Below are 24,057 nucleotides of genomic sequence, written 5' to 3'. Positions count from 1 at the left end.
TCGTCGAAGCATTCCTGTCAGGGAAGCACTGTTCTGCGGTCGGCTCAAGCAGCGCGGCAAACTCTCCTGACAGGAGAATACCTAGCACAAAGGCGCAAGCGATGTTTCGACCGCAATCGAACCGTCGTCGTCAAAACCAACGGACGAGGAGACCGACGTGACCATCACCTGCTTTATCCGCTACGAGATCGACCCGTTCGGCAAGGCCGCCTTCGAGCAATATGCGCGAGCCTGAGGCCAGGCCATTCCGCGCTGTGGCGCCGATCTGATCGGCTATTACGCCCCGCATGAAGGCTCCGCCACCACCGCTTACGCCGCCTACAACATCGAGAGCCTCGCGGCCTATGAAGCCTATCGCGCCCGGCTTGCCGGACCCTGCGGGCAAGGCAAATTACGAGTTCGCGCGGCGCTAGAAATTCATCTTGAAGGAAGATCGCCTCTTCCTGAAGCTGGTGTCCGGGCCGCATGGGCCGAGGCAGGTCTTTCGCACCGACGTTGTGGTCAAGGAAGGGGTCGAGACATGATCGCAGTCATCTTCGAGGTGGAGCCGGCGGAAGGCAAGCGCGATGCCTATCTCGGCATCGCCGCCGAGCTTAAGCCGCTGCTCGAGAGCATCGACGGCTTCATCTCGGTCGAGCGCTTCCAGAGCTTGGCCGACCCGAAGCGGGTGCTGTCGCTGTCTTTCTGGCGCGACGAGGAAGCGGTGAAAGCCTGGCGCAACACCGATGAGCACAGGCAGGCGCAGAAGGCGGGGCGCGGCGGCATCTTTGCCGGCTACCGTCTGCGCATCGCCCATGTCGTGCGCGACTACGGGATGAAGAAAAGGGCCGAGGCGCCGCAGGATAGCAAGGCAGTGAATGGATGAGCGCGATTCCCCTTCTCCCCTTGTGGGAGAAGGTGGATCGGCGCGCAAGCGCCGAGACGGATGAGGGGTGTTCCAGCGGAGTGAGACGCTGGCGTTCCCTGGAGCACCCCTCATCCGTCGACAACTTCTCCCACAAGGGGAGAAGGTGAGCGCCGGCGCTACGCATTGCCGATCAGCACGCCCGCCCCGAACACCAGCGCGCCGCCCAGCACCACCTGGAAGGCGGCGCGCCAGAAGGGGGTCTGCATGTAGCGGTTCTGGACGAAAGCGATCGCCCAGAGCTCGAAGAACACCACCACCGCCGCCACGGCGGTGGCCGTCCAGAAATACGGGATCAGATAGGGCAGCGCGTGGCCGAGGCCGCCCAGCGAAGTCATCAGGCCGACCGTCAGCCCGCGCTTGAGCGGCGAGCCGCGCCCCGACAGCTTGCCGTCGTCGGAGGCGACCTCGGTGAAACCCATCGAGATGCCGGCGCCGATCGAGGCGGCGAGGCCGACCAGGAGCGTCTGCCAGGTGTCGTGCGTGGCGAACGCTGCGGCGAAGATCGGCGCCAGCGTCGACACCGAGCCGTCCATCAGCCCGGCCAGCCCCGGCTGCACATAGGTGAGGATGAACTGGCGCTGCTCGGCCGTCGCCTCCTCTACCTTGACGGTTCCCGGCACATGCTGCTGTTCCAATTCATGCGCCGAGCTTTCATGGCCCTGCTCGGCCGCGGCGAGGTCGTTGAGCAGTTTGCGCGTCGAGGCGTCGGTGGTACGCTTGGCCGCCTCGACATAGAAGCGATAGGCCTGCCGCTCCATTTCCTCGGCCTGCCGCCGCACATGCTCGATGCCGAGCGGCTTCACCAGCCAGTCCGGCTTGCGCTCGAAATAGCCTTTCACATGCTCGCGCCGGATCAGCGGAATGCGCTCGCCGAAGCGCTTGCGGTGAAGCTCGATGAGCGAATCGCGATGACCGTCCTCTTCCTCGGCCATCGCCTCGAACACTTTTGCCGATTGCGGAAAATCCTGCGCCAGGCCATCGGCATAGGCGCGGTAGATACGTCCGTCATCCTCCTCGGAGGAGATCGCCAGCGCCAGGATCTCCTGCTCCGAAAGCGAATCGAAGGAACGGCGGCCGAAGCCGAAAACACGGGAAAGCATGATGAGATCACTCTAGTTTAGAATTATTCTAAACTATGACCTTGGCAGTCGAAGGTCAATTGCCAACGGCGCGGGCTGCGGGCGCGAAAATGGGTGATTAAGCGGAAGCCGGCCCAACTCTTCATTATTGCCGAATGTTTGCCTATATAGCTGACCACCACCGAAATTGAAGGAACCCCCTGCATGACGGACAAGAAGCCCCCGCACGCATTTGACGCCAAGCCGGTTCTCGATCTCATCGCCAGCATCGAGGCCGACCTGCAGCGCCTGAAGGGTCTTGTCGAGGAACAGCTCGATAAATTCGACCCCGCCAACCCGCACAACAAGACGCCGGACGGCAAGCTGACCGAGGAAGGCGCGGAGTGCTGCTACCGCATGTTCGACGAAGGCAAGTCGCGCTACACGGTTTCCCAGCAGATGAAGATATCCTTCGCCGCCGCCACCCACCGCTTCAATTCCTGGCGCAAGCTGGGCGGCAGCAAAAGGACGAAGACGCTGCTGGGGTGAGGGGTTGCCGACAGGCGCAATGTCGGCGGGACAGCGCCCCCCTCTGGCCTGCCGGCCATCTCCCCCACGAGGGGGGAGATCAGCAGTTCCGCCGCCGCCGCCATCGTGGCAAACCTTGTCTCCATCACATTTTTTCGTTGGCGCGACGCCTCGGTTTGCGTGCACCATGACGGCGCTCATCCCGCGAGGCCCATCATGCTCACCCTGCCCGGCATCTCCGACATCCGCGCCGCCGCCGAGCGGCTTTCCGGCCTGATCGTCGAAACGCCGCTGATCGAATCGCCCGAGCTCAACAAGCGCTATGGCGGCCGCATTCTGTTCAAGCCCGAGACGCTGCAGCGCACCGGCTCCTTCAAGATCCGCGGCGCCTACAACAAGCTGTCGAGCCTGAGCGAGGAAGAGCGCGGCCGGGGCGTCGTCGCCTTCTCGTCCGGCAACCACGCGCAAGGCGTGGCGGCCTCGGCCGCCATGTTCGGCGTCAAGGCAGTGATCGCCATGCCGGCCGATGCGCCGGCGCTCAAGGTTGGCAATGTCCGCAAGATGGGCGCCGAAGTGGTGCCATTCGATCGCTATAAGGACGACCGCATGTTGATCGTTCGCCCCTATATCGAAAAGGGCATGGTGCTGGTGCCGCCCTTCGACGATCCGGCCATCATCGCCGGCCAGGGCACGATCGGCCTGGAGCTGATAAAGCAGGCGAAAGCGCTTGGCGTGGCGCTCGACGCCGTGGTCGTTCCTTGCGGCGGCGGCGGCCTGTCGAGCGGCATCTCCGTCGCCGTCAAGGACGCTTCGCCGAGCACGCAAGTCTGGGCCGTCGAGCCCGAGCATTTCGACGACACGCGCCGCTCGCTGGCCAAGGGCGAGCGGGTCTCGAACGAACCCGGACGCACTTCGATCTGCGACGCGCTGCTTACCGCCGAACCCGGGGCCATCACCTTCGAGATCAACCGCCGGAATCTCGCCGGCGCCATCGCCGTCTCCGACAAGGCGGCCGCCCAGGCGATGCGCGACGCCATGGCCCATCTCAAGCTCGTGGTCGAGCCCGGCGGCTGCGTCGCGTTTGCCGCGCTCTCATCCGGCGAGATCGACCTTGCCGGCAAATGCGTTGCCGTGGTGCTGTCCGGCGGCAATGTCGATTTCGGCACCTATGCCGGGATCATGGCGGCGGCATAGAGGACCTTCGTAGCGGGACTCTTGCCTTTAGCGTCGATCACGTTACGTTTTCCATCAGTTGGTCACTGCCGGAGAAGCTGTTGCTAGGTTACCTGCCATTTGCCTTGGGCGGGGCACTCGGGCTGCTGGTTGCGTTTCTGCTTGCCGGAGCGTTTGGCATCGGTGGAACCGCCCAGTTGTTGCTCTTTGGCCTGTTGCCTGCCATCGGCGGCGCCATCTGCGAGCGCATGACCAGCCGCAACTGATCTTGGCCAATCGTGTCGACCTGCCCTGCGTCAGGGGCGTCCGGCCTAATCCAGCGTCCGCCTGAACCGCACCAGCGCCACGCCGGCAAACAATGCCACGAACACCACCAGCCAGCCGATCTCCGTCGCCACCGCCGGCAGCTCTGCCCCTTTCAGCATGACCGCGCGGGTGATGCGCAAAAAATGGGTCAGCGGGAAGATCTCGCCAAAGGTCTGCGCCCAGCCGGGCATGCCGCGATAGGGGAACATGAAGCCCGACAGCATGATCGAGGGTAGGAAAAAGAAGAAGGTGAGTTGCAGCGCCTGCATCTGCGTGCGGGCGATCGTCGAGATCGTGTAGCCGAGCAGCACCAGCGACAGCACGAACACCAGCACGGTCGACAGCAGCAGCGAAAGCGACCCCATGAACGGAATGGCAAACAGAAGCTTCGCCGCCGCCAGCACCACCACCACCTGCACCGCGCCCACCACCAGGTAGGGCAGCACCTTGCCCATCATGATCTCGAGCGGGCTCGACGGCATGGCCAGAAGGTTTTCCATCGTGCCGCGCTCGGTCTCGCGCGTCAGCGCAATCGAGGTCATCATCACCATCGTCATCTGCAGGATGACGCCGAGCAGGCCGGGCACGATGTTGTATTGCGAGATGCCTTCGGGATTGTAGCGCCGGTGCACGACGACATCGAGCTGGCCGCGCGCCGCCTCCTTGGCAGTCTCTTCAGTGCCCTGCGCCCTGAGCAGCGCCTGGCCAGCCACGGTGCTCAGCGTCGAGATCGCGCCGCTGGCGACCGCAGGGTCGGTGGCGTCGGCCTCGATCAGGATCTGCGGATTGTCGCCGCGCTCGACGCGGCGGGCGAAATCGGCGGGGATGGTGACGACGAAGGAGACGTCGCCGCGCGCCATCAGGAACTCGGCTTCCTCGGCACTTTGCGCGACATGGTCGAAGCGGTAGTAGCCGGTGGTCTGCAGCGCCGAGACCATGGCCCGCGTGTAGGGATCGCTGCTGGTCGCTACCAGCGCGGCCGGCAGGCTCTTCGGATCGTTGTTGATCGCATAGCCGAACAGCACCAGCTGGATCAGCGGCACCCCCAGCATCATGGCGAAGGTGATGCGGTCGCGCCGCATCTGGATGAATTCCTTGGCGAGCAGCGCGCCCAGCCTGGCGAAGGAGAAGACCGCGTTCATGCCATATTGTCCTTCGAGCCGGCCATGAACTGGATGAACACATCCTCGAGGCTGGTCTCGCCTGGCTTCACGGTGACGCCCTTGTGTTCCTTCTCGACGTCGGCCAGCGCCTTTTCGAGCGCCGCCTTGTCGGAGCCGACGACATGCAGCGTCGCGCCGAACGGCGCCACTTGGTCGACGCCGGGCCTGCCCTGCAGCGCCTCGGCCACATGGTCGAGCCGCGGCCCCTGCAAGACGAAAGTTGTCAGCCCGGCATTCTTCACCACCTCGTCCACAGTGCCGGTGGCGAGCATCTTGCCATAGGAGATGTAGCTGATGCGGTGGCAGCGCTCAGCTTCGTCCATGTAGTGGGTGGAGACGAGCACGGTCAGCCCGCCGCCGGCAAGGCGATGGATCTCGTCCCAGAACTCGCGCCGCGCCTTCGGATCGACGCCGGCCGTCGGCTCGTCGAGCAGCAGCAGCTTCGGCTCGTGCATGATGCAGGCGGCCAAGGCCAGCCGCTGCTTCCAGCCGCCGGAAAGCGTGCCGGCCAGCTGGTTGCGGCGGCTGGCCAGGCCGAGATCCTGAAGCGTGCGCGAGACATACTCCTCGACCGGCCTCAGCCGGTAGAGCCGCGCCACGAATTCGAGGTTCTCGCCGATCGTTAGATCCTCGTAGAACGAGAATTTCTGCGTCATGTAGCCGACTTCGCGCTTGATCTTGAGCGCGTCGGTGCGGATGTCGAAGCCCAGCACCGTGCCGTCACCTTCGTCCGGCGTCAAAAGTCCGCACATGATGCGGATGGTCGTCGTCTTGCCCGAGCCGTTCGGCCCGAGAAAGCCGACGATCTCGCCTTCGGCGACCGTCATCGTCACATGGTCGACGACGGTCTTGTCGCCGAAGCGCTTGACCAGGCCGCGAACGTCGATGGCGTTCATTGCCCGAGATCCGCGAGATCGACATCGACGATCTGGCCGGGCTGCAGCGGTCCCGCATCGCCCTCCGGCCGCGCCTCGACGAGATAGACCAGCTTCTGCCGGTTCTCCAGCGAGTAGATCACCGGCGGCGTGAATTCGGGGTCGGGCGAGACATAGCTGACGCGTGCCCTCAGCCCCGTCCCGCAGCCGTCGCAATGGACGTTGAGCTCAGTGCCGACCTTGATCGCCGAGAACGCGCTTTCGGGCACATAGACGCTGAGCTTCACGGCGCCGTCCGGCAGCATCGAGATCACCGGCGCGGTCGGCCCGGCCGTATCGCCTGGATTGCGGATGACATCGTTGACGCGGCCGGGCGAGGGCGCCGCCAGCACCCGCTTCGACAGCCGCCACTCGGCCTGCTCCAGGGTCGACCGCGCCTGCTTGACCTGGTTGTCGGCGGCCTTGATGGTCTCGGCCCGCGCCGGCAGATTGCCGACGGCGAGATTGGCTTCCGCCTGGCCGACCTGGGCATTGGCGGTCTCCAGCGAAGCCGAGGCGGTGTCGTAATCGGCCTGGGTGCCGGTGCCGCGCTTGTAGAGGTCGCTGGCGCGGTCGTATTTGCGCTTGGCGTCGGCCGCCTGGGCCTTCGCCATGTCGACTTCGGCCTTGAGCACGGCGATTTCCTCGGGGCGCTTGCCGACCTGCAGGTCGGCAAGCTGCGCCTGTGCCTGCGCAAGCGCGGCTTTAGCCTGCGCAACCTCGATCTTTGCGTCGGCGTCTTCCAGCGTCGCCACCGCCGTGCCGTTCTCGACGCGGTCGCCGCGCCGAACCGTCACCGTCGCCACCTGGGCCACTTCGATCGGCGCCATCAGCACATATTCGCCTTCGACATAGCCGACGGCCAAAGGTGCGGCCGGCGCGCAGGCGCCGAACAATTGGGCCGCGAGCGGCAGCGAACAGAGAAAGCTCATGATTTGCCCTTCTTGCCGGTGGCCGGGCCGCGTGCGGCCAGCATTGCCCTGAGATTGTCGGTTGCGACCGCCACCACCTTGGCGGCCTCTTCATTGCCGATCTCGCGCCAGCCCATCCGGCGCATCACCGCCTCGCGGCCGATGCGGAAATAGATGACCTGGCCGATCATGGTGAAGACGGTAAGCTTGGTCGCTTCGCTCTCGGCAGGCTCGCCGGTCGCCTGTTCCCAGACCTGGCACAGCCGCCGGTGCGTCGGCTCGAACACGCCGGCATAGATGCGGTCGAGCGCGGCGGTCGGATGCGAGAGCTCGCGAAGTACGAATTGTACGATCTCGCCGGCCTGCGGACTAGCCACGACGAAGCCCACCATCCGCTCGAGCGCCGCGAAAAGCTGCGCCTGGGCTGCTTCCGGGTCCAGGGGCGCCGTTGCTTGCACGCCGCCCAGCGCCTGGCCGGCAATCCCCTGGATGGTGTCGACGATGAAGTCGGCGGCGGCGGCGCGCAGGCCTTCCTTGCCGCCGAAGTGATAGGCGATGGAGCCGATATTGGCCTTGGCCTCGGCCGCGATCTCCCGCGTCGAGGTGCCGTCGAAACCCTTCCGCCCGAACAGCCTGAGCGCCGCGTGGACAAGCGCCGCGCGCGTTTGATCGGCGGTGCCGACCTCGCGCTGCGGCCTCCTTGCGATTGATCCTTTGTTCATGCCTTGACTTTAATCAATCGATTGATTAAAGTCAAATTTGACCGCGACTCGGCTTGCCTTCTCGATCCTCACAGGCTTTAGTGCGCGGCCATGGGCAAGGAAGTCGAGCGTAAGTTCCTGGTCTCCAGTCCCGCCTGGCGCGATGAGGTCGAGGCGGAAATCCGCATTCGTCAATTCTACGTCGCCGCACAGCCCGGCCGCACGGTGCGGGTGCGCATCAGCGACGAGCGCTCCGCCAAGCTCACGCTGAAGTTCGGCGACAGGGCGCGCGAGCGCGACGAATTTGAATATTCGATCCCGCTTGCCGAGGCTGAGGAATTGATGGCGTTCGCCGTCGGGCGTGTCATCGAGAAGACACGCCGCCATGTTAGACACGGCGGCTATCTCTATGAAGTCGATGTTTTCGGCGGCGAGCTCGCGGGGCTGGTGATCGCGGAGCTGGAGACGCCGGAGGACGTATCTGACGAAATGCTGCCCGACTGGCTCGGTCGCGAGGTCACCGGCGAGTCGAGGTTCTACAACGCGTCGCTGGCCCTCGGGGGGAATCCGGAGATCGCCGCATGAGCTTCCGCATCGATCCGCGCTTGCCGCTGACCGGCGAGGTCAGGCGCATATTGGCCGACGAGATCGGCAAGGCAGTCGCCCATCTCGAGATGGCGCGCGAGAAGCCGGAGCAGGGACTGCACAAATGCCGCAAGCGGCTGAAAAGCGTGCGCGCCTTGCTACGCCTGGTTCGTTTCGGGGACGAACCGTTCTGCCAGACCGAGAACGAATGTTATAAGCAAGTATCGGCGCTGCTGGCCGGACCGCGCGAGGCGACCGCCTTGATCGAGACCGTCGACCGCTTGGCCGATGCCTTTCCGGAACAATCGGCAGGCGGCGGTCTCGACCCCGTGCGCGAGCGGCTGGTGCTGCGCCAGCACGAACTCCACGCCGGTCCCGGCCTTGACGCCGCCATCAATGCGGCGATCGCCGCTTGTCGGGAAGGCCTGGAGCGCATCGACAGGCTGGCTTTGCCCGATCAGCCGGAACAGGCGGCCGATATATTGGCCGACGGTGCCCGCGCCACCTTGCGGCGGGCGAAGAAGGCGCTGGACAAGGCGGAGTCGCGCGGCGAGGCCGACGATTTTCACGACCTGCGCAAGGCGACAAAGACCCACTCCATGCATCTGTCGCTGCTCGGCCGCCTGTGGCCGACGCCGATCAAGGCGCGCCGCAAGGCGGTCGACAGGCTCGGCGAAGAGCTCGGCGAATTGCACGACGTCTTCGTGATGCGCGCCCTGCTCGACGCCGATGGCGAGCCGCTCGGTCCCGCCGACGAGACGAAGCTTCTGCGCAAGCTGTTGAAGCGCTCCGAAAAGAGCCTGGCCAAGGCCTGCCTTGCCGATGCCGCCGACCTGTTCGGCGACAGCCCAAAACGCTCGGCCAAGAGATTGGCCCGCAAGGCGCGCGACGATCTCGCCGGACCGCAGGAAGAAGCGAAGGCGGCGTGACACCGCAGCCATGCCCCGCTGTTAGCCTTTAGCCAGCAGGTACCTTGTCGGCCAGCGAAGGGTATCCAATTTCGGCACGGACAGCGCTTACGATTTGGCCGATCCGGCCCGCCCAGTCATAAGATCGCAAGATGGCGATGGATGTCTCAAGCTCGGCGGCGGCCAGCTCTTTTCGGCCGGCGTGGTGGTGTGCCAGTGCCCTGAAGGCGGCATTCAGGCAGCGATTGTAGTCATCGGAGCTATCGGCCTCAGCAAGGACGTTGAGCGCCTCCACGTGGCGTCCCAATCGTGCAAGCGCCGCGCCGCGTGTCCCTTTCAGCGTGCGGAGTCCCGGAGACATAGCGACAGCCATTTCCGTCAGGCGATCGAGGTAAGCGTTCAGACGAGAGGTCGGCGGCCCGGGTTGAGTGAGGATTTTAGTGGCGGCGGTCTCGATGAGGAGGAGCCGCTCGCTTCCGGGCGTGGTGGCGGCCAGCTCGGCTTCCAGCGCCGGGATGTCCTCTTCCTTCAGGTCGGGCTTGGACAGATAGAAAGCGACCCGATCAGATTGACCCGTAGGCTGCCAGGGCAGATCATCTGGGCTCATATATGGCCGCAAGGCGTTCAGATAGCCTTGACGGTACGCAGCGTTCGTATCGCGTTCTTTCCACGCAATCGTCCAAAAAGCCAGCATATCGTTGGCCATCCGCTGGCCGTAGACCTTGGAATAATGCGGAAGGACACTGCCAAAAACCATCATAATCTGGAAGAAAGTTGCCGGTGCCAAAATAGTGCCTGCGAGTTCAGCGTCGCGACAGATGGTCATTGCGCCGCTTAGGACGCCCAACCAGACAATATCCATCAACGGCCCTGCGGCGACAAAAACCAAGTTAGCGGGCTTGGAAAAGGATAATTGAGGAAACGTTTTCACACAGCCAGCTAACGGAATAGCTCCTACGCGAACCTCCGTTCCCAGCAAGCGGGTGTGAAGCGCTGTTGGTCCCAAGCCAACACGAAACTCTCTAATTTGCAGGTTTGCCAAATGTCCGGCGACAGCGTGGGAGGACTCGTGCAGGACGATGCTTATCCAGGCGCCAATGAATAAGGAGGCAACAACAAGGAAGGGCAAGCACAGGCTCTTTCGCAAGAATGGCGGTCGTCAAACACAATTAACACGTGATCGGCGCAGTCGCCTTGTACGCCGGAATATCCTGCACCATCCACCACCGCTTTCGCCGTCGTCAAGCTGACGCCGGAGAACGACTTCGACGAAGGGCGGTGAGCTGATACAAAGGCCGTCGGACTGCGGCCGGGCTATGCCGACACGCGTGGTTTGCCGCCATCCGCCCTGGCCCCCGCATCCCTCGGATGCGGGCCGATCGGCATGATCGCGGGAAAGGGCGTCGCGCCGAAGGCGAAGGTCCATTTGTAGCCGGTGAGCTGGTCTTCGGGCGTGGTGTGCTGGTCGTGGTGGGCGAGCAGCCTGGCGCGTTCGGCAAGCTCCTCGGCCTCGCGCCGCAGCATCTCCGCCGTTTGCGGCCGCATGCGCCTGGAGAAGCTGATGAAGGTCGCGCCCTGTTCCATATGGCCGATCGCCCAGCCGATGAAGTTCTTGTTGGTCATCTCGAAATGCGGCTTCAGCGGACCCTCGAAATCCCATTGGATCGGCGTCTCGACGAGCAGCCTTGCCGACAGGCCGCGCCCCAGCGCCACCAGCCCGAGCTCCTCGAGGTCGCGCAGGTAGAGGAACATCGAAGCTTCGCTCAGGCGCTGCGAGCGCATGATGCCTTCGGCCGTGAACTTCTCCGACAGCATGACGAAGACGAAGAGCAGCGCCGGCCGCGCCGCCAGCCGGCGCTCGATCTCCGGCGCGATGCGGTTGGCCGGACCCGGCCCGCGGTTCATCGCGCCGAGCACGTTCTCCAGCTCGACATCGGCCGCGGCGCAGATCTCCATCAGCCGGTCCAGCTTGCAGTTCTTCTCATGGAAGATGCGCTTCACCGTCGGCTCGGAAACGCCCATGCGCTCGGCCAGCGTCCGATAGGTCAGGCCCTTGGCCTTCAACGTCCGTTTCAGCGCCTCGAAGATCGGACCGTTCATGGAATGCACCTCGTTTGCGCGAATTCGTATTGAACTGCGATACTAGTCTCGTTCCGGCTTTCAGGAAAGTATCGAAAATCCTAGCTCTCTGCCGTCATCACAGGAGAGCACCCATGAAACACCTCGTCGCTTCAACCGTCTTCGCCGCCATCTCCGTGTCCGTCGCGCAGGCCGGCGAGCTCTGGCGCGCCACCGGCTTCGAGCAGCCGGAATCCGCGCTTGTCGATGCCGCCCACAACCGCATCGTCGTCTCCAACATCGTCGGCAATCCCGGCGCGGCGGACGGCAACGGCTACCTGTCGCTCTTGTCGATGGACGGCAAGGTCGTCTCTCGCCACTGGGTGGACGGCATGGACGCGCCCAAGGGCATCGCGATCGCCGGCGGCAGGCTCTACGCTGCCGACATCACCAGGGTGCGCGTCGTCGATCTCGCCAGCGGCAGACTGGTCGAGACCATCGATGTGCCTGGCGCTGTGTTTCTCAACGACATGACCGCCGACAGCGCCGGCAAGGTCTATGTCAGTGACATGCTGGCCGACACGATATACCGCATCGACGGCGACCGACCGGAGCTGTTCGTCAAGGATGCGCTGCTCGCCTCGCCCAACGGCGTCTTCGCCAATGGCGACAGGTTAATCGTGGCGTCCTGGGGCAAGGGCATCGACAAGACCGATTTCAGCACCGCCGAGCCCGGCGGATTGCTGTCGGTCGACCTCGCCACCAGGAAGGTCGCGCCGTTGCCCGGCGCGCAAAAGTTCGCCGACCTCGACGGCGTCGTCGCCATCGGCGACACCATCTATGCCACCGCCTACATGACCGGCACGCTCTACGGCTACAAGCGCGGCGGCGCGCCGACGGCGATAGCGCAGTTCAAGCCGGGCAGCGCCGACATCGGCACAGACGGCAAGCGCATCTTCGTGCCGCTGATGGGCGAAGGCGAGGTCGTCGCGCTATCGCTGGATTGAGCCATGCGGCGGAGAAGCCTTGAAACGCCGGCGGGACAGCGCCCCCCTCTGGCCTGCCGGCCATCTCCCCCACAAGGGGGGAGATCGGATGTTGCGCGGCTTTCGCCACTCGCCGGTGCTGTCTCGCCAGCATCTCGCATTTCGGCTTGCCGGCTCAGCCATGCGGGTTCTGCGCCGCGGTGGCCTTGAGGCGCACGCCCCGGCCGCCGCGCTCGCTGGGCTGGTTCTCGCCGATCAGCTCCACGCCGACCTCGTCGAGCGCCTGGATGACCTTCATCAGCGTGTCGACCACGCCCCTGACGACGCCGCCGCTCGCTTCCATGCGCTGGATCGTCGGCAGCGAGACTCCGGCTCGCTCGGCCAGCGTCTTCTGGTCGATGCCCGTCAACGCCCGCGCGGCGCGCATCTGTGCGGCAGTGATCATCGGCCGGAATCCACCTTTGAATTTATAAAAAGATGTATACTATAAATGTTACGACGTATTAAGCATCATTATATATTTACTAGACATCGGTCAATCGCTGTCGGCTACCACTTTGCGTCGCTGCAGCAGGCGGGCCGCAAGCCAGCACAGCATGGCCCAGGCAAAGCCCGCGCACCAGCCTGCAAGCACGTCGGAGGGCCAATGCACGCCGAGATAGACGCGGCTGGCGCCGACCAGCACGGTGGTGAGCACGGCGAGGCCGAGCACGAAGACCTTGGTCGTCCGGTCCGGCAGGAAGCGGGCCGCCAAGGAACCGAGCGTCAGATAGGTCACCGCCGACAGCATCGCGTGGCCGCTCGGAAAGGACAGCGACGTCTCGTTAACGAGATGCGAGACGAGATCGGGCCGCGGCCGGTCGACCTCGAGCTTGAGCAGGCTGGAGAGCGCTTGCCCGCCGGCGACGGCCGCGAACATGAACAGGGCTGTCGAGGGCCTGCGGATCAGGAGCAGATAGCCGATCGTCGCCGTCGTGATCAGCGCCAGCACTGCCGTGCTGCCCAGCGCAGTGATATCGCGCACCGCGCCCTCCAGCCAAAGCGGGCCGATCGGGCTGTCCGGCTGCCCGGCGTGGCGGAAGGCGAGCAGGATCTCCGTATCGAAGGCATGCGGCGTCGTGGCGCGCGCCACCTCCATGAGTTCCACCAGGCCCCACAGCCCGCCGGCGATCACCAGCCCAGCCACGAGCACCGGGAATTCCAACCTGTTGAGGAGCGCGTTGGCGGTCGATTTCATTCGAGCCCTTTGGTCCAGCTACAGCCGCTGCATATAGGGCCCGAGCGTGATCAGCGCGACGGCGGCGATCGCCAGCACCACACCGGTCGCCTGCAAGGCATTGAGCCGTTCGCCGAAGAAGGCGAGCGCCACGACATTGACCGCGACGAGCTGGATCACCGCCGACAGGCTGAACGATACCGACATGCCGAACTCGCGCACCAGCCTCAGCATGATCAGATTGCCGGCCGAGTAGAGCACCAGCGTCAAAAGGAGCTTGGCCAAGCTCGGCGCCATCCCCCATTGCTTGGCCGCCGTCGCCGCCAGCAGGAATATCACGGTCGAAATGCCGAGCTGCGCCAGTCCCCAGAAACTCACCTTGCCGTCCCCTTTTGAAGCGCCGTCGCCACGCCGGCCAGCCCTTGTTTCCGAAGCGGGCGATGTCGTCAAGCTGACCGCGGCGAAGCGCAGGCGCTCAAGGGACCGAAGCCGGGTGTCGCAAAAGCCGCCGCGAGCCGGCAAACAACTGTTGCGGTTCAATCACGGCAGTGTCACGAAAATGTGATCGGCGCGCTTTAGGGGTCGAAAGGTCAAAATCCCCAGCCACTCAAGAAGCGAGAGGACAACTCATGACCGTGACCCCTGAGACCCGTTTTCGGACCAGCCAGCTCGAGGAAAATGACGGCCCGCCGGTCAACCCGACCGACAACCGCACCATGGGCGAGATCATCGCCGCGCGTTTCTCGCGCCGCGGCTTTCTCATGGGGTCGCTGGCCGTGTCGGCCATCGCCGCCACCGTCAGCCCGCTGGCGCTGATTGCGGCCGACGAGGCGCGCGCTGCTGAGGCTTCGGCCTTCAAGTTCGACGAGCTCGAAGCCGGCATCGACGACAAGCACCATGTCGCGCCCGGCTATGACGCCGACGTGCTGTTGCGCTGGGGCGATCCGCTGTTTGCCGATTCCCCCGACTTCGATCCGCTGAAGCAGTCGGCTGAAGCCCAGGCAAGACAGTTCGGCTACAACAACGACTATGTCGGCTATATTCCGATCGACGGCTCGGCCGAGCACGGCCTTTTGGTCGTCAACCACGAATACACCAACCCGCATCTGATGTTCCCCGGCATCGTCTCGGTCGTCGAGAAGGACGGCAAGAAGAAGGCCGAGGTGGCGCCGCTCTCGAAGGAGCAGGTCGATGTCGAGATGGCCGCCCATGGCGGCACCATCGTCGAGATCCGCAAGCAAGGCGGCAAATGGCAAGTGGTGCGCGACGGCAAGCTCAACCGCCGCATCATGTCCACCACCGAGATGGCGCTCTCCGGCCCGGTGGCGGGCCATGACCGCGTCAAGACCAATGCGGACCCGTCCGGCACCAAGGTCATTGGCACCCTCAACAATTGCGCCGGCGGCGTCACGCCCTGGGGCACCTATGTGATGGCCGAGGAGAACATCCACGGCTATTTCTCGGGCGAATTGCCGGAGGGCCACAGGGAAGCCGCCAATTACAAGCGGCTCGGCATCCCCGAAGGCGCCTATGAGTGGGGCGCGCATTACGACCGCTTCAACCTCGCCAAGGAGCCGAACGAGCCGAACCGTTTCGGCTGGATCGTCGAGGTCGACGTCAACGATCCCAACTCCGTGCCGAGGAAGCGCACCGCCATGGGCCGCTTCAAGCATGAGGGCGCCGAATCGATCGTCGCCAAGGACGGCCGCGTCGTCTTCTATCTCGGCGACGACGAGCGCTTCGACTATGTCTACAAATTCGTCACCAAGGGGATTTTCAACCCGAACGACCGCGCCGCCAACTTGGACCTGCTCGACGACGGCACGTTGCATGTGGCCAAATTCGCCGAGGACGGCTCGGTCGAATGGATGCCGATCGTTTTCGGTCAAGGCCCGCTGACGGCCGAGAACGGCTTTGCTTCCCAAGCCGACGTTCTCATCGAGACGCGCCGCGCCGCCGACCTGCTCGGCGCCACCAAGATGGACCGGCCGGAGGATATCCAGCCCAATGCCGGCAACGGCAAGGTCTATGTCATGCTGACCAACAATTCCAAGCGCAAGTCCGAGCAGGTCGACGCCGCCAATCCCCGCGCCGACAACGCTTTCGGCCACATCATCGAGATCGTCGAGGACGGCGGCGATTTCGCCGCCACCAAGGGCAAATGGGAAGTGCTGTTGAAATGCGGCGATCCTTCCGTTGCCGATGTCGGCGCCACCTTCTCGACCGCGACCACCGCCCATGGCTGGTTCGGCATGCCGGACAATTGCGCCGTCGATTCCGCCGGGCGCCTGTGGGTCGCCACCGACGGCCAGGGCCCGAAGGCCACCGGCCGCACCGACGGTCTCTGGGCGGTCGATACCGAGGGTGACGCGCGGGCAACGTCGAAACTGTTCTTCCGCGTGCCGATCGGCGCCGAAATGTGCGGCCCGCTGTTTTCGCCGGACGACCAGACCGCTTTCGTCGCCGTCCAGCATCCGGGCGATGGCGGCGAGGATTGGGAAGGTTTTGGCCGCCCGTCCTATTACGAGGACCCGTCGACCCGCTGGCCGGACTTCAAGCCGGACATGCCGGTGCGGCCGTCCGTCGTTGCCATCACGAAGCAGGGCGGCGGCAAGATCGCGGTGTGACGCGCTGGGGATAGCAGCTTTGAGTCGTGGACGTCGGGGATTGGGCGCAAGCCACCCCGACGTCGGCAATCGCAGGGGGAAACAGGAGAGAAGCTCCGTCGCGAAGACCCTGGAATCCATGCCGTTACCACGGCGTGCAACGGAACAGAATTCTGCACCGTGGCGGCGCTTCCAAGTCACGGGCATGGATTCTATCGTCTGCGCCGCGTCGCTGCGTTCCTTGCTCCACCATAGAATGACGATGCTGGGGCGGCTTCAACCCTACGCTGCCGCTCTGCGGCCGACGGGCCATGGCGGACGCTTTCGGACATTTCCCCTTCATTCGCCGCCAATTGCATCCTATATCGCGCTGGCGCGACGTGACCGCAATCGGCCGCGCCGGCGATTCGCGACCTGAGGGCGGCAGGTCGTCCATTCTTGGCACGCGGAGCTCATGGCGCCCCTGCGCATCCATTTCGACAGGCTTCTCGATGCCGTGGCACCCAAGGTCCCGCGACGCGACCTGACGGACGACGAGCGCCTGGCGCTGGTGCGCCTTTACGGCGACTTCTCGCTCGCCTATTCGACGGCCGTGCAGCAGAAACTGTCCTATTTCAGCGATGGCGACGGCTACATCGCCTTCGGCACCAAGATGAGCCGTCATTTCGCGCTTGGCGATCCGGTGGCAGACCCGGCCGACCGTCCGGCCTATATCAAGCGCTTCGTCGAGGCCGCAGGCAGTCCCTGGTTCGTCCAAGTCGGCGCCGACACGGCCAAGGTGCTCGCCGGCCTCGGCTACCAGGTCAATCGCCTCGGCGTCGACACCAGGCTGCCGCTGCCTGCGCATGATTTTTCCGGCAGGCGCAACGAGACCGTGCGCTATTCCGAGCGCTGGCTGACGAAGAAGGGGTTTACCCTCGCCGAGGACAAGGGCGACGGGCTGCAGGACGAGATCAAGCAGCTTTCCGCCGACTGGCGCAAAGAGCGCATCATCAAGCGCTGGGAAATGCGTTTCCTCAACCGTCGGTTTTCCGAAGAGATCGGCGCCGACATGCGCCGCTTCCTCCTGCACGGCCCTGAAGGCCGGCTTCTCGCCATCCTTGATTTCGACCCGTTGTTTCGCGACGGCAAGGTCATCGGCTACACCACCTCCTTCAAGCGCAAGCAGGTCGATGCGACGCCACATGCCGAGATCGGCCTGACCAAATTCGCCGTCGACCGCTTTCGCGAGGAGGGCGTCACGGAGGTGACGCTCGGGCTCTCGCCGCTGCTCGACATCGAGCCGAGCGGCTTCGCCGAATCGGGCTTCTGGCGCGGAACCTTCCAGCGCGCCTACAACTCGCCCTGGATCAACCGCTCGCGCTTCAACCTGCAGGGCCAGGCGGCCTTCAAGCGCCGCTTCCATGGCATCGAGGAGCCGACCTATATCGCGTTCCGCAAAGGGACTTTCGTGGAAATGCTGGGCCTGCTGCGGTTGATCAAGGCGATCTGAATACGCTTGGTTTTCCGGGCATGCCGGGCACTCCTGTGCCAGCCGAATGAACCGTGGCTGGATCATGGCAGTTTCTCTTGCTCGGTAAGCTGCATCAACTGGTATCTTGCATAAACAGGTAGCTTGCTATATCTGTTTTTGTAAACCGGGAACCAAGCTGTCCGGTGAACCGGAATGCGACATGACCGACTCGATCCAGGTGCAATTGCGAAAAGGCGCGCTCGACCTGTGCGTGCTGGCCGTGCTGTCGCGGGGTGAAAGCTATGGCTACGAAATCGCCAGCCAGCTGGTCGCCGCGGTCGGCATGGGGGAAGGCACGATCTACCCGCTGATGCGCCGCATGCAGAATGACGGCCTGGTCGCCACCCGCATCGTGGAGTCGAGCAACGGACCGCCCCGCAAATATTACCGGCTCTCGCCGCTGGGACAGAAGGCGTTCCAAGCGCATCGCCGCGATTGGCGCTCGCTCGTCGGCGCGATCGACAAACTTCTCGAGGATCTGCCATGACCAAGGACGCTTTCCTGCAGACGCTGAGACAGGGGCTGGCCGGCTTGCCGGTGCACGAGATCGACGGCATAGTCGGCGACTATAGTGCCCATTTCGCTGACGCCTCCGGCCGCGGCGAAGCGGAGGTCGCGGCGGCGCTGGGCGATCCGGCCAGGCTCGCCCGCGAGCTGCGCGCCGAGGCCGGGCTGCGCCGCTTCGAGGCGCATTGGAGCATGTCCAACATGCTGGCGGCGACACTCGCCCTTGCCGGTCTTGCCTTCGTCGATCTCGTCCTGCTGCTGCCGCTTCTGCTCACCGCGATCATCCTCGGCATCGGGCTTGGCATCACGCTTGTCGCCATCGGCGCGCTGGGCATCAAGATCATCCTCTCGACGCTGCTGTTCGATCCTGCCGGAACGCTCATGGCCGTGCTCGGCCGCCTCTTCATCGGCGCCGGGCTGGTCGGCGGTTTCATCGGCGGCGGCGCCTTGCTGTTGCTCGGGTTCAGCGCCGGCCTACGGGTCGTCGGGCGCTACGCCAGGCTGCATTCGCGTCTGGCGCGGCCTGACCGCGATCGCGCCTGAGCTTTGTTCGTCATCACGTGGAAGGAACCGGACAATGACTGGAAAACTGGCATTCGTCGCGACGGCGGGGCTGACTGGCGCAATCGTCTTTCTGGCGCTTGGCATCGGGCTTTCCGGGCCGGACTGGATCTATGCCGGCGGCTCGTGGATCGGCGGCCAATCCACCTGCGGAAAGTCCACCTCCACGACGAAACAGGTCACGCTGCCGTTCAACGCCGGCGATGGTTTCACCATCGCCGTTCCGGCAGCGGTGCGCTACCGGCCGGGAGACGTGGCGCAAGCCGTCGTCAGCGGCGAATCGGTCCTGGTCGACCATGTGCGGATGGAAGGCAGCAAGCTCAGCCTGGACTGCGATCCGGGTTGGTTTAACAACCGCGTCGACGTCACCCTGTCGGGGCCCGCGATAACGGACTGGAAGATAATCGGCAGCGGCGATCTCGCCCTGGACGAGATCAACCAGCCCGCGCTGCGGCTGGACATCCGCGGCAGCGGCAGCGTCACCGCCGCCGGAACGGCTCAGACCGTCGACCTCAAGATTTCCGGTTCAGGCGACGGGCGTCTCAAAAACCTGACCGCCCAATCCGCTAAGGTCGATATCCGCGGCAGCGGCGACGCCGAGATCACCGCGCAGGCGGATGCGGATGTCTCGATTTCCGGTAGCGGCGACGTCGATGTCTACGGGCACCCGACCATGCGGCGTTCGCAGGTGCGCGGCAGCGGCAGCATCACACAGGTGCCGTAAAAACAAAGGCTCTGCGGCGGCTGAGCCCTGTTCAGTTCCTCAACCGATAGCCCGTCTTGAAGATCCACGCCACGATCGCGATGCAGATCGCCAAGAACATCACCGTCATGCCGAGGCTGACGCCGACCGAGACGTCGGCCTTGCCGTAAAAACTCCAGCGGAACCCGCTGATCAGGTAGACGACCGGGTTGAACAGCGTGATCGTCTTCCAGATGCCGGGCAGCATGTGGATCGAATAGAAGCTGCCGCCGAGGAAGGTGAGCGGCGTGACGATGAGCAGCGGCACCAGCTGCAGCTGCTCGAAGGTCTTTGCCCAGATGCCGATGATGAAGCCGAACAGGCTGAAGGTCACCGCGGTCAGCACCAGGAAGGCGATCATCCAGAATGGATGCTCGATCCTGAGCGGCACGAAAAGCGCCGCCGTGGCCAGGATGATCAGGCCGAGCATGACCGACTTGGTCGCGGCACCCCCGACATAGGCGATGATGATCTCCAGGTAGGATACCGGCGCCGACAGGAGCTCGTAGATCGAGCCGACGAATTTCGGGAAATAGATGGCGAAGGAGGCGTTGGAGATCGACTGCGTCAGGAGCGACAGCATCATCAACCCCGGCACGATGAAGGCGCCGTAGGCGATGCCGTCGATCTCGGTGATGCGCGAGCCGATGGCCGAGCCGAAGACGACGAAATAGAGCGATGTCGAGATGACCGGCGAGATTATGCTCTGCAGCACCGTGCGGAAGGCGCGCGCCATCTCGACCCGGTAGATCGCCCATACCGCACGAAAATTGGGGGCAGCCCGCAGGTTCATGGCTCTTGCCTCAAAAGATTGACGAAGATCTCTTCGAGCGAGCTATTCTTGGTGTCGAGGTCGCGGAATTGGACGCCGGCCGCCTCGAGGTCGCGGATCAGCGAGGCGACGCCCGGACGGTCGCTCTGGTTGTCATAGGTGTAGGTGAGCTGGTTGCCGTCGTCCGACAGCTCCAATGAATAGTGCGACAGGCCGTCCGGAACGGCGGCGAGCGGCGCGCGCAGCTCCAGATTCATCTGCTTGCGGCCGAGCTTGCGCATCAGCTCGGCCTTGCCCTCGACCAGGATGATCTCGCCCTTGTTGATGACGCCGACGCGGTCGGCCATCGCCTCGGCTTCCTCGATGTAATGCGTGGTGAGGATGATGGTGACGCCGTCCTCGCGCAGGCGCCGCACCATCGCCCACATGTCCTGGCGTAGCTCCACGTCGACACCGGCCGTCGGCTCGTCGAGGAACAGCACGCGCGGCTCGTGCGACAGCGCCTTGGCGATCATCAGCCGGCGCTTCATGCCGCCCGACAGCGTGATCGCTCTGGAATCCTTCTTGTCCCACAGCGAAAGGTCGCGCAGCACTTTCTCGACGAAGGCCGCGTTGGGCGCCTTGCCGAACAGGCCGCGGCTGTAATTCACCGTCGCCCAGACCGTCTCGAAGGCGTCGATGGTAAGCTCCTGCGGCACCAGCCCGATCAGGCTGCGCGCGGCGCGGTAGTCCCGGCCGATGTCGTGGCCGTCCACGGTGACGGTGCCCGACGAGCGGTTGACGATGCCGCAGACGATCGAGATCAGCGTCGTCTTGCCGGCGCCGTTCGGCCCCAGCAGCGCGAAGATCTCGCCGCGCTCGATGTCGAGATTGATTTCCTTCAGCGCCTTGAAGCCGGTGGCATAGGTTTTCGTGACACCGGAGATCGAGATGATGGATGACATGCTGAAATACGGCCGGCTGGAAAAGGTGACCTCATATAGGTCGGATGCCGCCCGGTGCAACTGTAAATCGCCGCTGCTGCTGACAGTTCTGGACAGGCCGGCGCCGCGTCTATCCGACCTGTTCCAAATGGTTCAACTTTAAATAGGTGCTTGAGAAATTTGCAATTGTGTCGCCGCACTATTGGGGGATGTTCAAATTCGCACAGAGCTATCCGTTTCGCAGAGGTCTGGTTGGCGTTCTTTACGGCCTAATCTTTGCCGGGTTTTCTGTTATGGCCTTCGGCTTGTCGACCGCGCATTGGATAGCTCGCACCTGGGGAATCTCTGGCTTGCTGATTTCCCTCGTAGCGTACATCGCCGTCATGACGCTTCTTTTTTGGGTTGTGAATAGGGTCAACGACGCGGCCCCAACGTTTACTCTTCCACCTGGCGACGCGATCCGGGTTGGACCGCCGATTGAGGAAACTGTCGAGAAGACAGACGTGTCGCTGGAAACAGCTCTGAAGACAGCACAGTTTAAGCAGAAGTGATTATGATCGCCCTCATCAAGGCCCCGGTCTCGCAAGCGGTTAAGTTGCCGCTTGTCGGCCGGCAGTATTTTCACCGTTCCTTTCTGTGAAATCGGCGCAGACGCCGGGGATTGGCGGAAGCCTCCCAACCTCGTCATCCACGGGCGGAGCAAGGAGCGAAGCGACGCGCGCAGATCCGAGGATCCATTCCGCGACTTCCGAGCCCTTACAGCGGTGCAGAATTCTGCTCCGCTGCGCTCTTCGACCAAGTTCACGGAATGGATTCCAGGGTCTGCGCGACGCCGCTTCGCGGCTGCTCCGCCCTGGAATGACGAGGTTGGGAGGCTTCAGCCAATCTCCAGTGTTTGCGCCGATTTCACGGAGATCAACGGCCAAGGCCTTGCCAGCCTGCAAACCTTTCAAAATCCCCGCGTCGGACAACTAACCCTGCGTCCAGAACGCGATCTCCTGCGCCTTGGTCCTGAGCTCGGTCTTCAGCCACTGGTCGTCGTCGTCGAGATAGCTCCACGGCGTCCTGCCTTGGGCCCGCGTCTCGCGGATGTAGGAGCGGTAGCGGTAGTGGCTGTAGACCGACATTGCATAGGTGGCATAGGCGGCGGCGAGCTTCCTGTGGCCGCGCACGATCACCAGGTTCTCGTCGTTCTTCTCGCTCGCCGGCGCCGAGAAATTGTGGCTGCCGGTCACCACCACGCAGTCGTTCGAATGCGGGTCGGTCACCAGGATCTTCGAGTGCACGATGGCGTGGCCGATCTGCGACAGGAAAATCCGCCGGTTTACTTCGGCGATCCACGGCCCGAGCGGCGCGTCGAGGCCCTGCGGCTGCGCCACCGCGTAGCGGTCGGGCGTGAATTTCCGGTCGCTGCTCACCAGGTCGATGTCGAGGAAATCCTGATCGGTGCCGCCCTCCTCCGCGCTCAGCGTTGAGACCACGCCGCGCACATACATGCCCTTTTCCCTGGCGCGCTGGCCGGCCAGCGTGTGCAGCCCCTGCTTGCCCGGCGTGAACATCAGGAAAAGCACCGCCTGTTTGGCGGAGGCGATGACGTCGCGCAGCGCCGCCATGTCGGCGCCATCCGAGGTGCGGGTGAACCACACCGTCGTCTTGGCTGTCCCGACCGTGAAGGTCTTGGGGGCGTCGTTGTCCGCCATCAGCGCCGGCGTGAAATTGGCCGGGTCGGTCTTGGGCGGCGAGGCGTCCTTCAACAGGTCCCAATGCTTGCGGAAATGCACCGCGACCGCCGCGTCCTCGATCAGCAAGCCGTTGTTGACCTGCGTGCACAGGCCGGTCGTGCTCCAGTTGGTGCTGCCCGTCCACGCCATCTTCGGCTCGCCGTCCTTGGACACGACGACAAATTTGTTGTGGCCGAGGCCTTTCGATTTCAGCATCCGGTCGATGGTCGCGATGCCGTGGTCGTTGAGGTTCTTGCGCGCCTCCTTGTTGCCGTCGCCGCTTTTGTCGGAGCCGTTGGCGAGAATGAGATGGAGCCGCGGCCCGAGCCCGATCAGCGCCGTCTCCAGCGTCGCATCGCCGAGCTCGTAGAGCGCGGCATGCAGCTCGTCGCCGGCGACCTGCGTCAGCCCGACCATGCGCAGGCCGAGATCGCCTTCGAGGAAAGCCCGGAATTTTGCGTCGCCATTGGTCTGCAGGCTCTTCTTGAAGGCCGCGGGCGACAGCTTGTTCTTGGCCATGTAGCGGGCGACGAATTGCGACAGAACCAGGCCGCGGTTGAAGTAGCAGGAAAAGCCGCCGCCGGCGTCGGTGGCGAGTGTTGCCCAGTCCGTCCAGTCGCTCGACACGCCCTTGGTCAGCGGCTTGCCGGGTCCGGCGCTCATCATCGCGGTCACCCGGTAGCGCACGACATTGCCGACATCGGCCGCATGGTCGGTCCAGTTGAAGCGCTGGAACGGCCAGACGTCCGACGGCCTGTGGTCGCCCGATTTCGGCTTGTCCTTGGTGAAGCCGACGCGGTTCTCCACCGGCTCGATCCTCTCGCTCGCGCCGGCCTTGCGGCCGCGCTCGAGCAGAAAACCCCGGCACCCGGCGATGAAATCGCTGGGCGCCCAGGCGACGAAGGCGTCGTCGCCATTGGTATAGACGGAGACTTTTATGTCGATGGCCATCTGTCGTTCCTCCCCATCCGTCGTCGTTCCCGAAGCGCGGCCGGCATGCCCGGCCCATCGATGCAGCCAACAAGAATCCGCCCCGGAAGCACGGCCCCGGATCAGCTGAAACAGAATATTCGAATGAGTGACGGCGATGATTATGGGGCGGCAGAAGATCGGATGTCAATGTTTTGCAGCGTCAAGTATAATTCTATGAACTGCTTCACATTGTGTTCTATTTGCCAGCAAAACAAAAGGCGGATGGTTGCCAACCATCCGGACCCAGCCTCGTCATGTAGGGCGGCGCAGGAGCGAAGCTCCGTCGCGAAGACCCTGGAATCCATGCCGTTACCTTCGCCAAGGCG

General features: G+C 64.0%; 27 protein-coding genes and 1 pseudogene. 14 read left to right on the top strand and 14 right to left on the bottom strand.

Features of this window, described 5'->3' with window-relative positions; genetic code table 11:
• The first annotated feature begins 157 nt into the window (after positions 1-157).
• Together FJ419_RS00140 and FJ419_RS00135 are read left to right on the top strand one after the other, a co-directional pair.
• Positions 158-524 (top strand): annotated as a pseudogene (locus FJ419_RS00140) (NIPSNAP family protein).
• On the top strand, positions 521-865 hold the full coding sequence (locus FJ419_RS00135) for an antibiotic biosynthesis monooxygenase (protein ID WP_140686734.1): 345 nt from the start codon (positions 521-523) through the stop codon (positions 863-865). The pseudogene FJ419_RS00140 and the gene FJ419_RS00135 overlap by 4 nt, the downstream one beginning before the upstream one ends.
• Before the next feature lie 158 nt (positions 866-1,023).
• Here the strand turns inward: FJ419_RS00135 and mbfA are convergent, their stop codons facing one another.
• A complete protein-coding gene (gene mbfA, locus FJ419_RS00130) occupies positions 1,024-2,007 on the bottom strand; it encodes an iron exporter MbfA (protein ID WP_140686733.1) in 984 nt (327 codons plus the stop codon).
• A 183-nt stretch (positions 2,008-2,190) separates the two neighbouring features.
• On the opposite strand from mbfA, the gene FJ419_RS00125 reads away from it, so the two are divergent.
• The 3 genes from FJ419_RS00125 to FJ419_RS30635 all read left to right on the top strand — a co-directional run bounded on the left by FJ419_RS00125 (position 2,191) and on the right by FJ419_RS30635 (position 3,932).
• Positions 2,191-2,514 (top strand): hypothetical protein, encoded by a 324-nt coding sequence (locus FJ419_RS00125; protein ID WP_095770189.1) that lies wholly within the window; start codon positions 2,191-2,193, stop codon positions 2,512-2,514.
• Positions 2,515-2,709: 195 nt separating this feature from the next.
• The gene (locus FJ419_RS00115) at positions 2,710-3,687 is read left to right on the top strand and encodes a threonine/serine dehydratase (protein WP_140686731.1); all 978 of its coding nucleotides are present in this window, start codon (positions 2,710-2,712) and stop codon (positions 3,685-3,687) included.
• Positions 3,688-3,767: 80 nt separating this feature from the next.
• Positions 3,768-3,932 (top strand): hypothetical protein, encoded by a 165-nt coding sequence (locus FJ419_RS30635; RefSeq protein ID WP_181170560.1) that lies wholly within the window; start codon positions 3,768-3,770, stop codon positions 3,930-3,932.
• 45 nt (positions 3,933-3,977) lie between these two features.
• Here FJ419_RS30635 and FJ419_RS00110 read toward each other — a convergent pair whose 3' ends face one another.
• From FJ419_RS00110 to FJ419_RS00095, 4 genes are read right to left on the bottom strand one after another with little or no spacing between them, the layout of a single operon-like run.
• Entirely contained in the window at positions 3,978-5,114 is a 1,137-nt protein-coding gene (locus FJ419_RS00110; RefSeq protein WP_140633351.1) for an ABC transporter permease, read from the bottom strand.
• The gene (locus tag FJ419_RS00105) at positions 5,111-6,031 is read right to left on the bottom strand and encodes an ABC transporter ATP-binding protein (protein WP_140686730.1); all 921 of its coding nucleotides are present in this window, start codon (positions 6,029-6,031) and stop codon (positions 5,111-5,113) included. Before FJ419_RS00105 ends, FJ419_RS00110 begins: the two co-directional genes overlap by 4 nt.
• Positions 6,028-6,981 (bottom strand): HlyD family efflux transporter periplasmic adaptor subunit, encoded by a 954-nt coding sequence (locus FJ419_RS00100; RefSeq protein WP_140686729.1) that lies wholly within the window; start codon positions 6,979-6,981, stop codon positions 6,028-6,030. Before FJ419_RS00100 ends, FJ419_RS00105 begins: the two co-directional genes overlap by 4 nt.
• Positions 6,978-7,682, bottom strand: coding sequence for a DUF1956 domain-containing protein (locus FJ419_RS00095; protein ID WP_140545791.1), 705 nt, complete (start codon positions 7,680-7,682; stop codon positions 6,978-6,980). The genes FJ419_RS00100 and FJ419_RS00095 overlap by 4 nt, the downstream gene beginning before the upstream one ends.
• A 90-nt stretch (positions 7,683-7,772) precedes the next feature.
• Here FJ419_RS00095 and FJ419_RS00090 point away from each other — a divergent pair, with 90 nt between their 5' ends.
• Complete coding sequence (locus FJ419_RS00090) at positions 7,773-8,246, top strand: CYTH domain-containing protein (protein WP_140686728.1); 474 nt, start codon at positions 7,773-7,775, stop codon at positions 8,244-8,246.
• On the top strand, positions 8,243-9,175 hold the full coding sequence (locus FJ419_RS00085; RefSeq protein WP_140686727.1) for a CHAD domain-containing protein: 933 nt from the start codon (positions 8,243-8,245) through the stop codon (positions 9,173-9,175). The genes FJ419_RS00090 and FJ419_RS00085 overlap by 4 nt, the downstream gene beginning before the upstream one ends.
• Positions 9,176-9,203: 28 nt before the next feature.
• Here FJ419_RS00085 and FJ419_RS00080 read toward each other — a convergent pair whose 3' ends face one another.
• Both FJ419_RS00080 and FJ419_RS00075 read right to left on the bottom strand, forming a co-directional pair.
• Positions 9,204-10,283 carry a site-2 protease family protein gene (locus FJ419_RS00080; protein WP_181170559.1) on the bottom strand — a complete coding sequence of 360 codons (1,080 nt, stop codon included), beginning with the start codon at positions 10,281-10,283 and terminating at the stop codon, positions 9,204-9,206.
• Between the two features lie 185 nt (positions 10,284-10,468).
• Positions 10,469-11,254: a helix-turn-helix transcriptional regulator gene (locus tag FJ419_RS00075; protein WP_140686725.1), complete on the bottom strand. Its 786-nt coding sequence runs from the start codon at positions 11,252-11,254 to the stop codon at positions 10,469-10,471.
• Between the two features lie 113 nt (positions 11,255-11,367).
• Between FJ419_RS00075 and FJ419_RS00070 the strand changes: the two genes are divergently transcribed.
• Positions 11,368-12,219: an ATP/GTP-binding protein gene (locus FJ419_RS00070; protein ID WP_140686724.1), complete on the top strand. Its 852-nt coding sequence runs from the start codon at positions 11,368-11,370 to the stop codon at positions 12,217-12,219.
• Between the two features lie 154 nt (positions 12,220-12,373).
• On the opposite strand, the gene FJ419_RS00060 is transcribed toward FJ419_RS00070, so the two are convergent.
• The 3 genes from FJ419_RS00060 to FJ419_RS00050 form a co-directional block, all read right to left on the bottom strand.
• Entirely contained in the window at positions 12,374-12,643 is a 270-nt protein-coding gene (locus FJ419_RS00060; protein ID WP_140686722.1) for a helix-turn-helix transcriptional regulator, read from the bottom strand.
• Between the two features lie 90 nt (positions 12,644-12,733).
• The gene (locus FJ419_RS00055; RefSeq protein WP_140686721.1) at positions 12,734-13,435 is read right to left on the bottom strand and encodes a phosphatase PAP2 family protein; all 702 of its coding nucleotides are present in this window, start codon (positions 13,433-13,435) and stop codon (positions 12,734-12,736) included.
• 18 nt (positions 13,436-13,453) lie between these two features.
• Positions 13,454-13,792, bottom strand: a complete 339-nt coding sequence (locus FJ419_RS00050) for a hypothetical protein (RefSeq protein ID WP_140686720.1) — start codon at positions 13,790-13,792, stop codon at positions 13,454-13,456.
• 251 nt (positions 13,793-14,043) lie between these two features.
• Between FJ419_RS00050 and FJ419_RS00045 the strand changes: the two genes are divergently transcribed.
• The 5 genes from FJ419_RS00045 to FJ419_RS00025 all read left to right on the top strand — a co-directional run bounded on the left by FJ419_RS00045 (position 14,044) and on the right by FJ419_RS00025 (position 19,325).
• Complete coding sequence (locus FJ419_RS00045; RefSeq protein ID WP_140686719.1) at positions 14,044-16,041, top strand: PhoX family phosphatase; 1,998 nt, start codon at positions 14,044-14,046, stop codon at positions 16,039-16,041.
• 433 nt (positions 16,042-16,474) lie between these two features.
• Positions 16,475-17,512 carry a phosphatidylglycerol lysyltransferase domain-containing protein gene (locus FJ419_RS00040; protein ID WP_140686718.1) on the top strand — a complete coding sequence of 346 codons (1,038 nt, stop codon included), beginning with the start codon at positions 16,475-16,477 and terminating at the stop codon, positions 17,510-17,512.
• 181 nt (positions 17,513-17,693) lie between these two features.
• Positions 17,694-18,020, top strand: a complete 327-nt coding sequence (locus FJ419_RS00035) for a PadR family transcriptional regulator (protein WP_140686717.1) — start codon at positions 17,694-17,696, stop codon at positions 18,018-18,020.
• Entirely contained in the window at positions 18,017-18,583 is a 567-nt protein-coding gene (locus FJ419_RS00030; RefSeq protein WP_140686716.1) for a DUF1700 domain-containing protein, read from the top strand. The genes FJ419_RS00035 and FJ419_RS00030 overlap by 4 nt, the downstream gene beginning before the upstream one ends.
• A gap of 34 nt (positions 18,584-18,617) precedes the next feature.
• The gene (locus FJ419_RS00025) at positions 18,618-19,325 is read left to right on the top strand and encodes a DUF2807 domain-containing protein (RefSeq protein WP_140686715.1); all 708 of its coding nucleotides are present in this window, start codon (positions 18,618-18,620) and stop codon (positions 19,323-19,325) included.
• A gap of 31 nt (positions 19,326-19,356) precedes the next feature.
• Here the strand turns inward: FJ419_RS00025 and FJ419_RS00020 are convergent, their stop codons facing one another.
• Complete coding sequence (locus tag FJ419_RS00020) at positions 19,357-20,136, bottom strand: ABC transporter permease (RefSeq protein ID WP_140546692.1); 780 nt, start codon at positions 20,134-20,136, stop codon at positions 19,357-19,359.
• Positions 20,133-21,059 carry an ABC transporter ATP-binding protein gene (locus FJ419_RS00015; RefSeq protein WP_140546691.1) on the bottom strand — a complete coding sequence of 309 codons (927 nt, stop codon included), beginning with the start codon at positions 21,057-21,059 and terminating at the stop codon, positions 20,133-20,135. The genes FJ419_RS00020 and FJ419_RS00015 overlap by 4 nt, the downstream gene beginning before the upstream one ends.
• A 188-nt stretch (positions 21,060-21,247) precedes the next feature.
• Between FJ419_RS00015 and FJ419_RS00010 the strand changes: the two genes are divergently transcribed.
• Positions 21,248-21,589 (top strand): hypothetical protein, encoded by a 342-nt coding sequence (locus tag FJ419_RS00010; RefSeq protein ID WP_181170558.1) that lies wholly within the window; start codon positions 21,248-21,250, stop codon positions 21,587-21,589.
• Positions 21,590-22,009: 420 nt separating this feature from the next.
• On the opposite strand, the gene FJ419_RS00005 is transcribed toward FJ419_RS00010, so the two are convergent.
• Both FJ419_RS00005 and FJ419_RS31010 read right to left on the bottom strand, forming a co-directional pair.
• On the bottom strand, positions 22,010-23,710 hold the full coding sequence (locus FJ419_RS00005; RefSeq protein WP_140686713.1) for a phospholipase D-like domain-containing protein: 1,701 nt from the start codon (positions 23,708-23,710) through the stop codon (positions 22,010-22,012).
• Positions 23,711-23,850: 140 nt separating this feature from the next.
• Positions 23,851-24,057 (bottom strand): hypothetical protein (locus tag FJ419_RS31010; RefSeq protein ID WP_210241639.1); only part of this gene is annotated, 207 nt, incomplete at its 5' end.

This window comes from Mesorhizobium sp. B2-6-2 (genome assembly GCF_006440615.1).
GTDB lineage: Bacteria > Pseudomonadota > Alphaproteobacteria > Rhizobiales > Rhizobiaceae > Mesorhizobium.
Note: the sequence above shows the minus strand (reverse complement) of the source record. Positions and strands in the feature narration are given on the sequence as shown.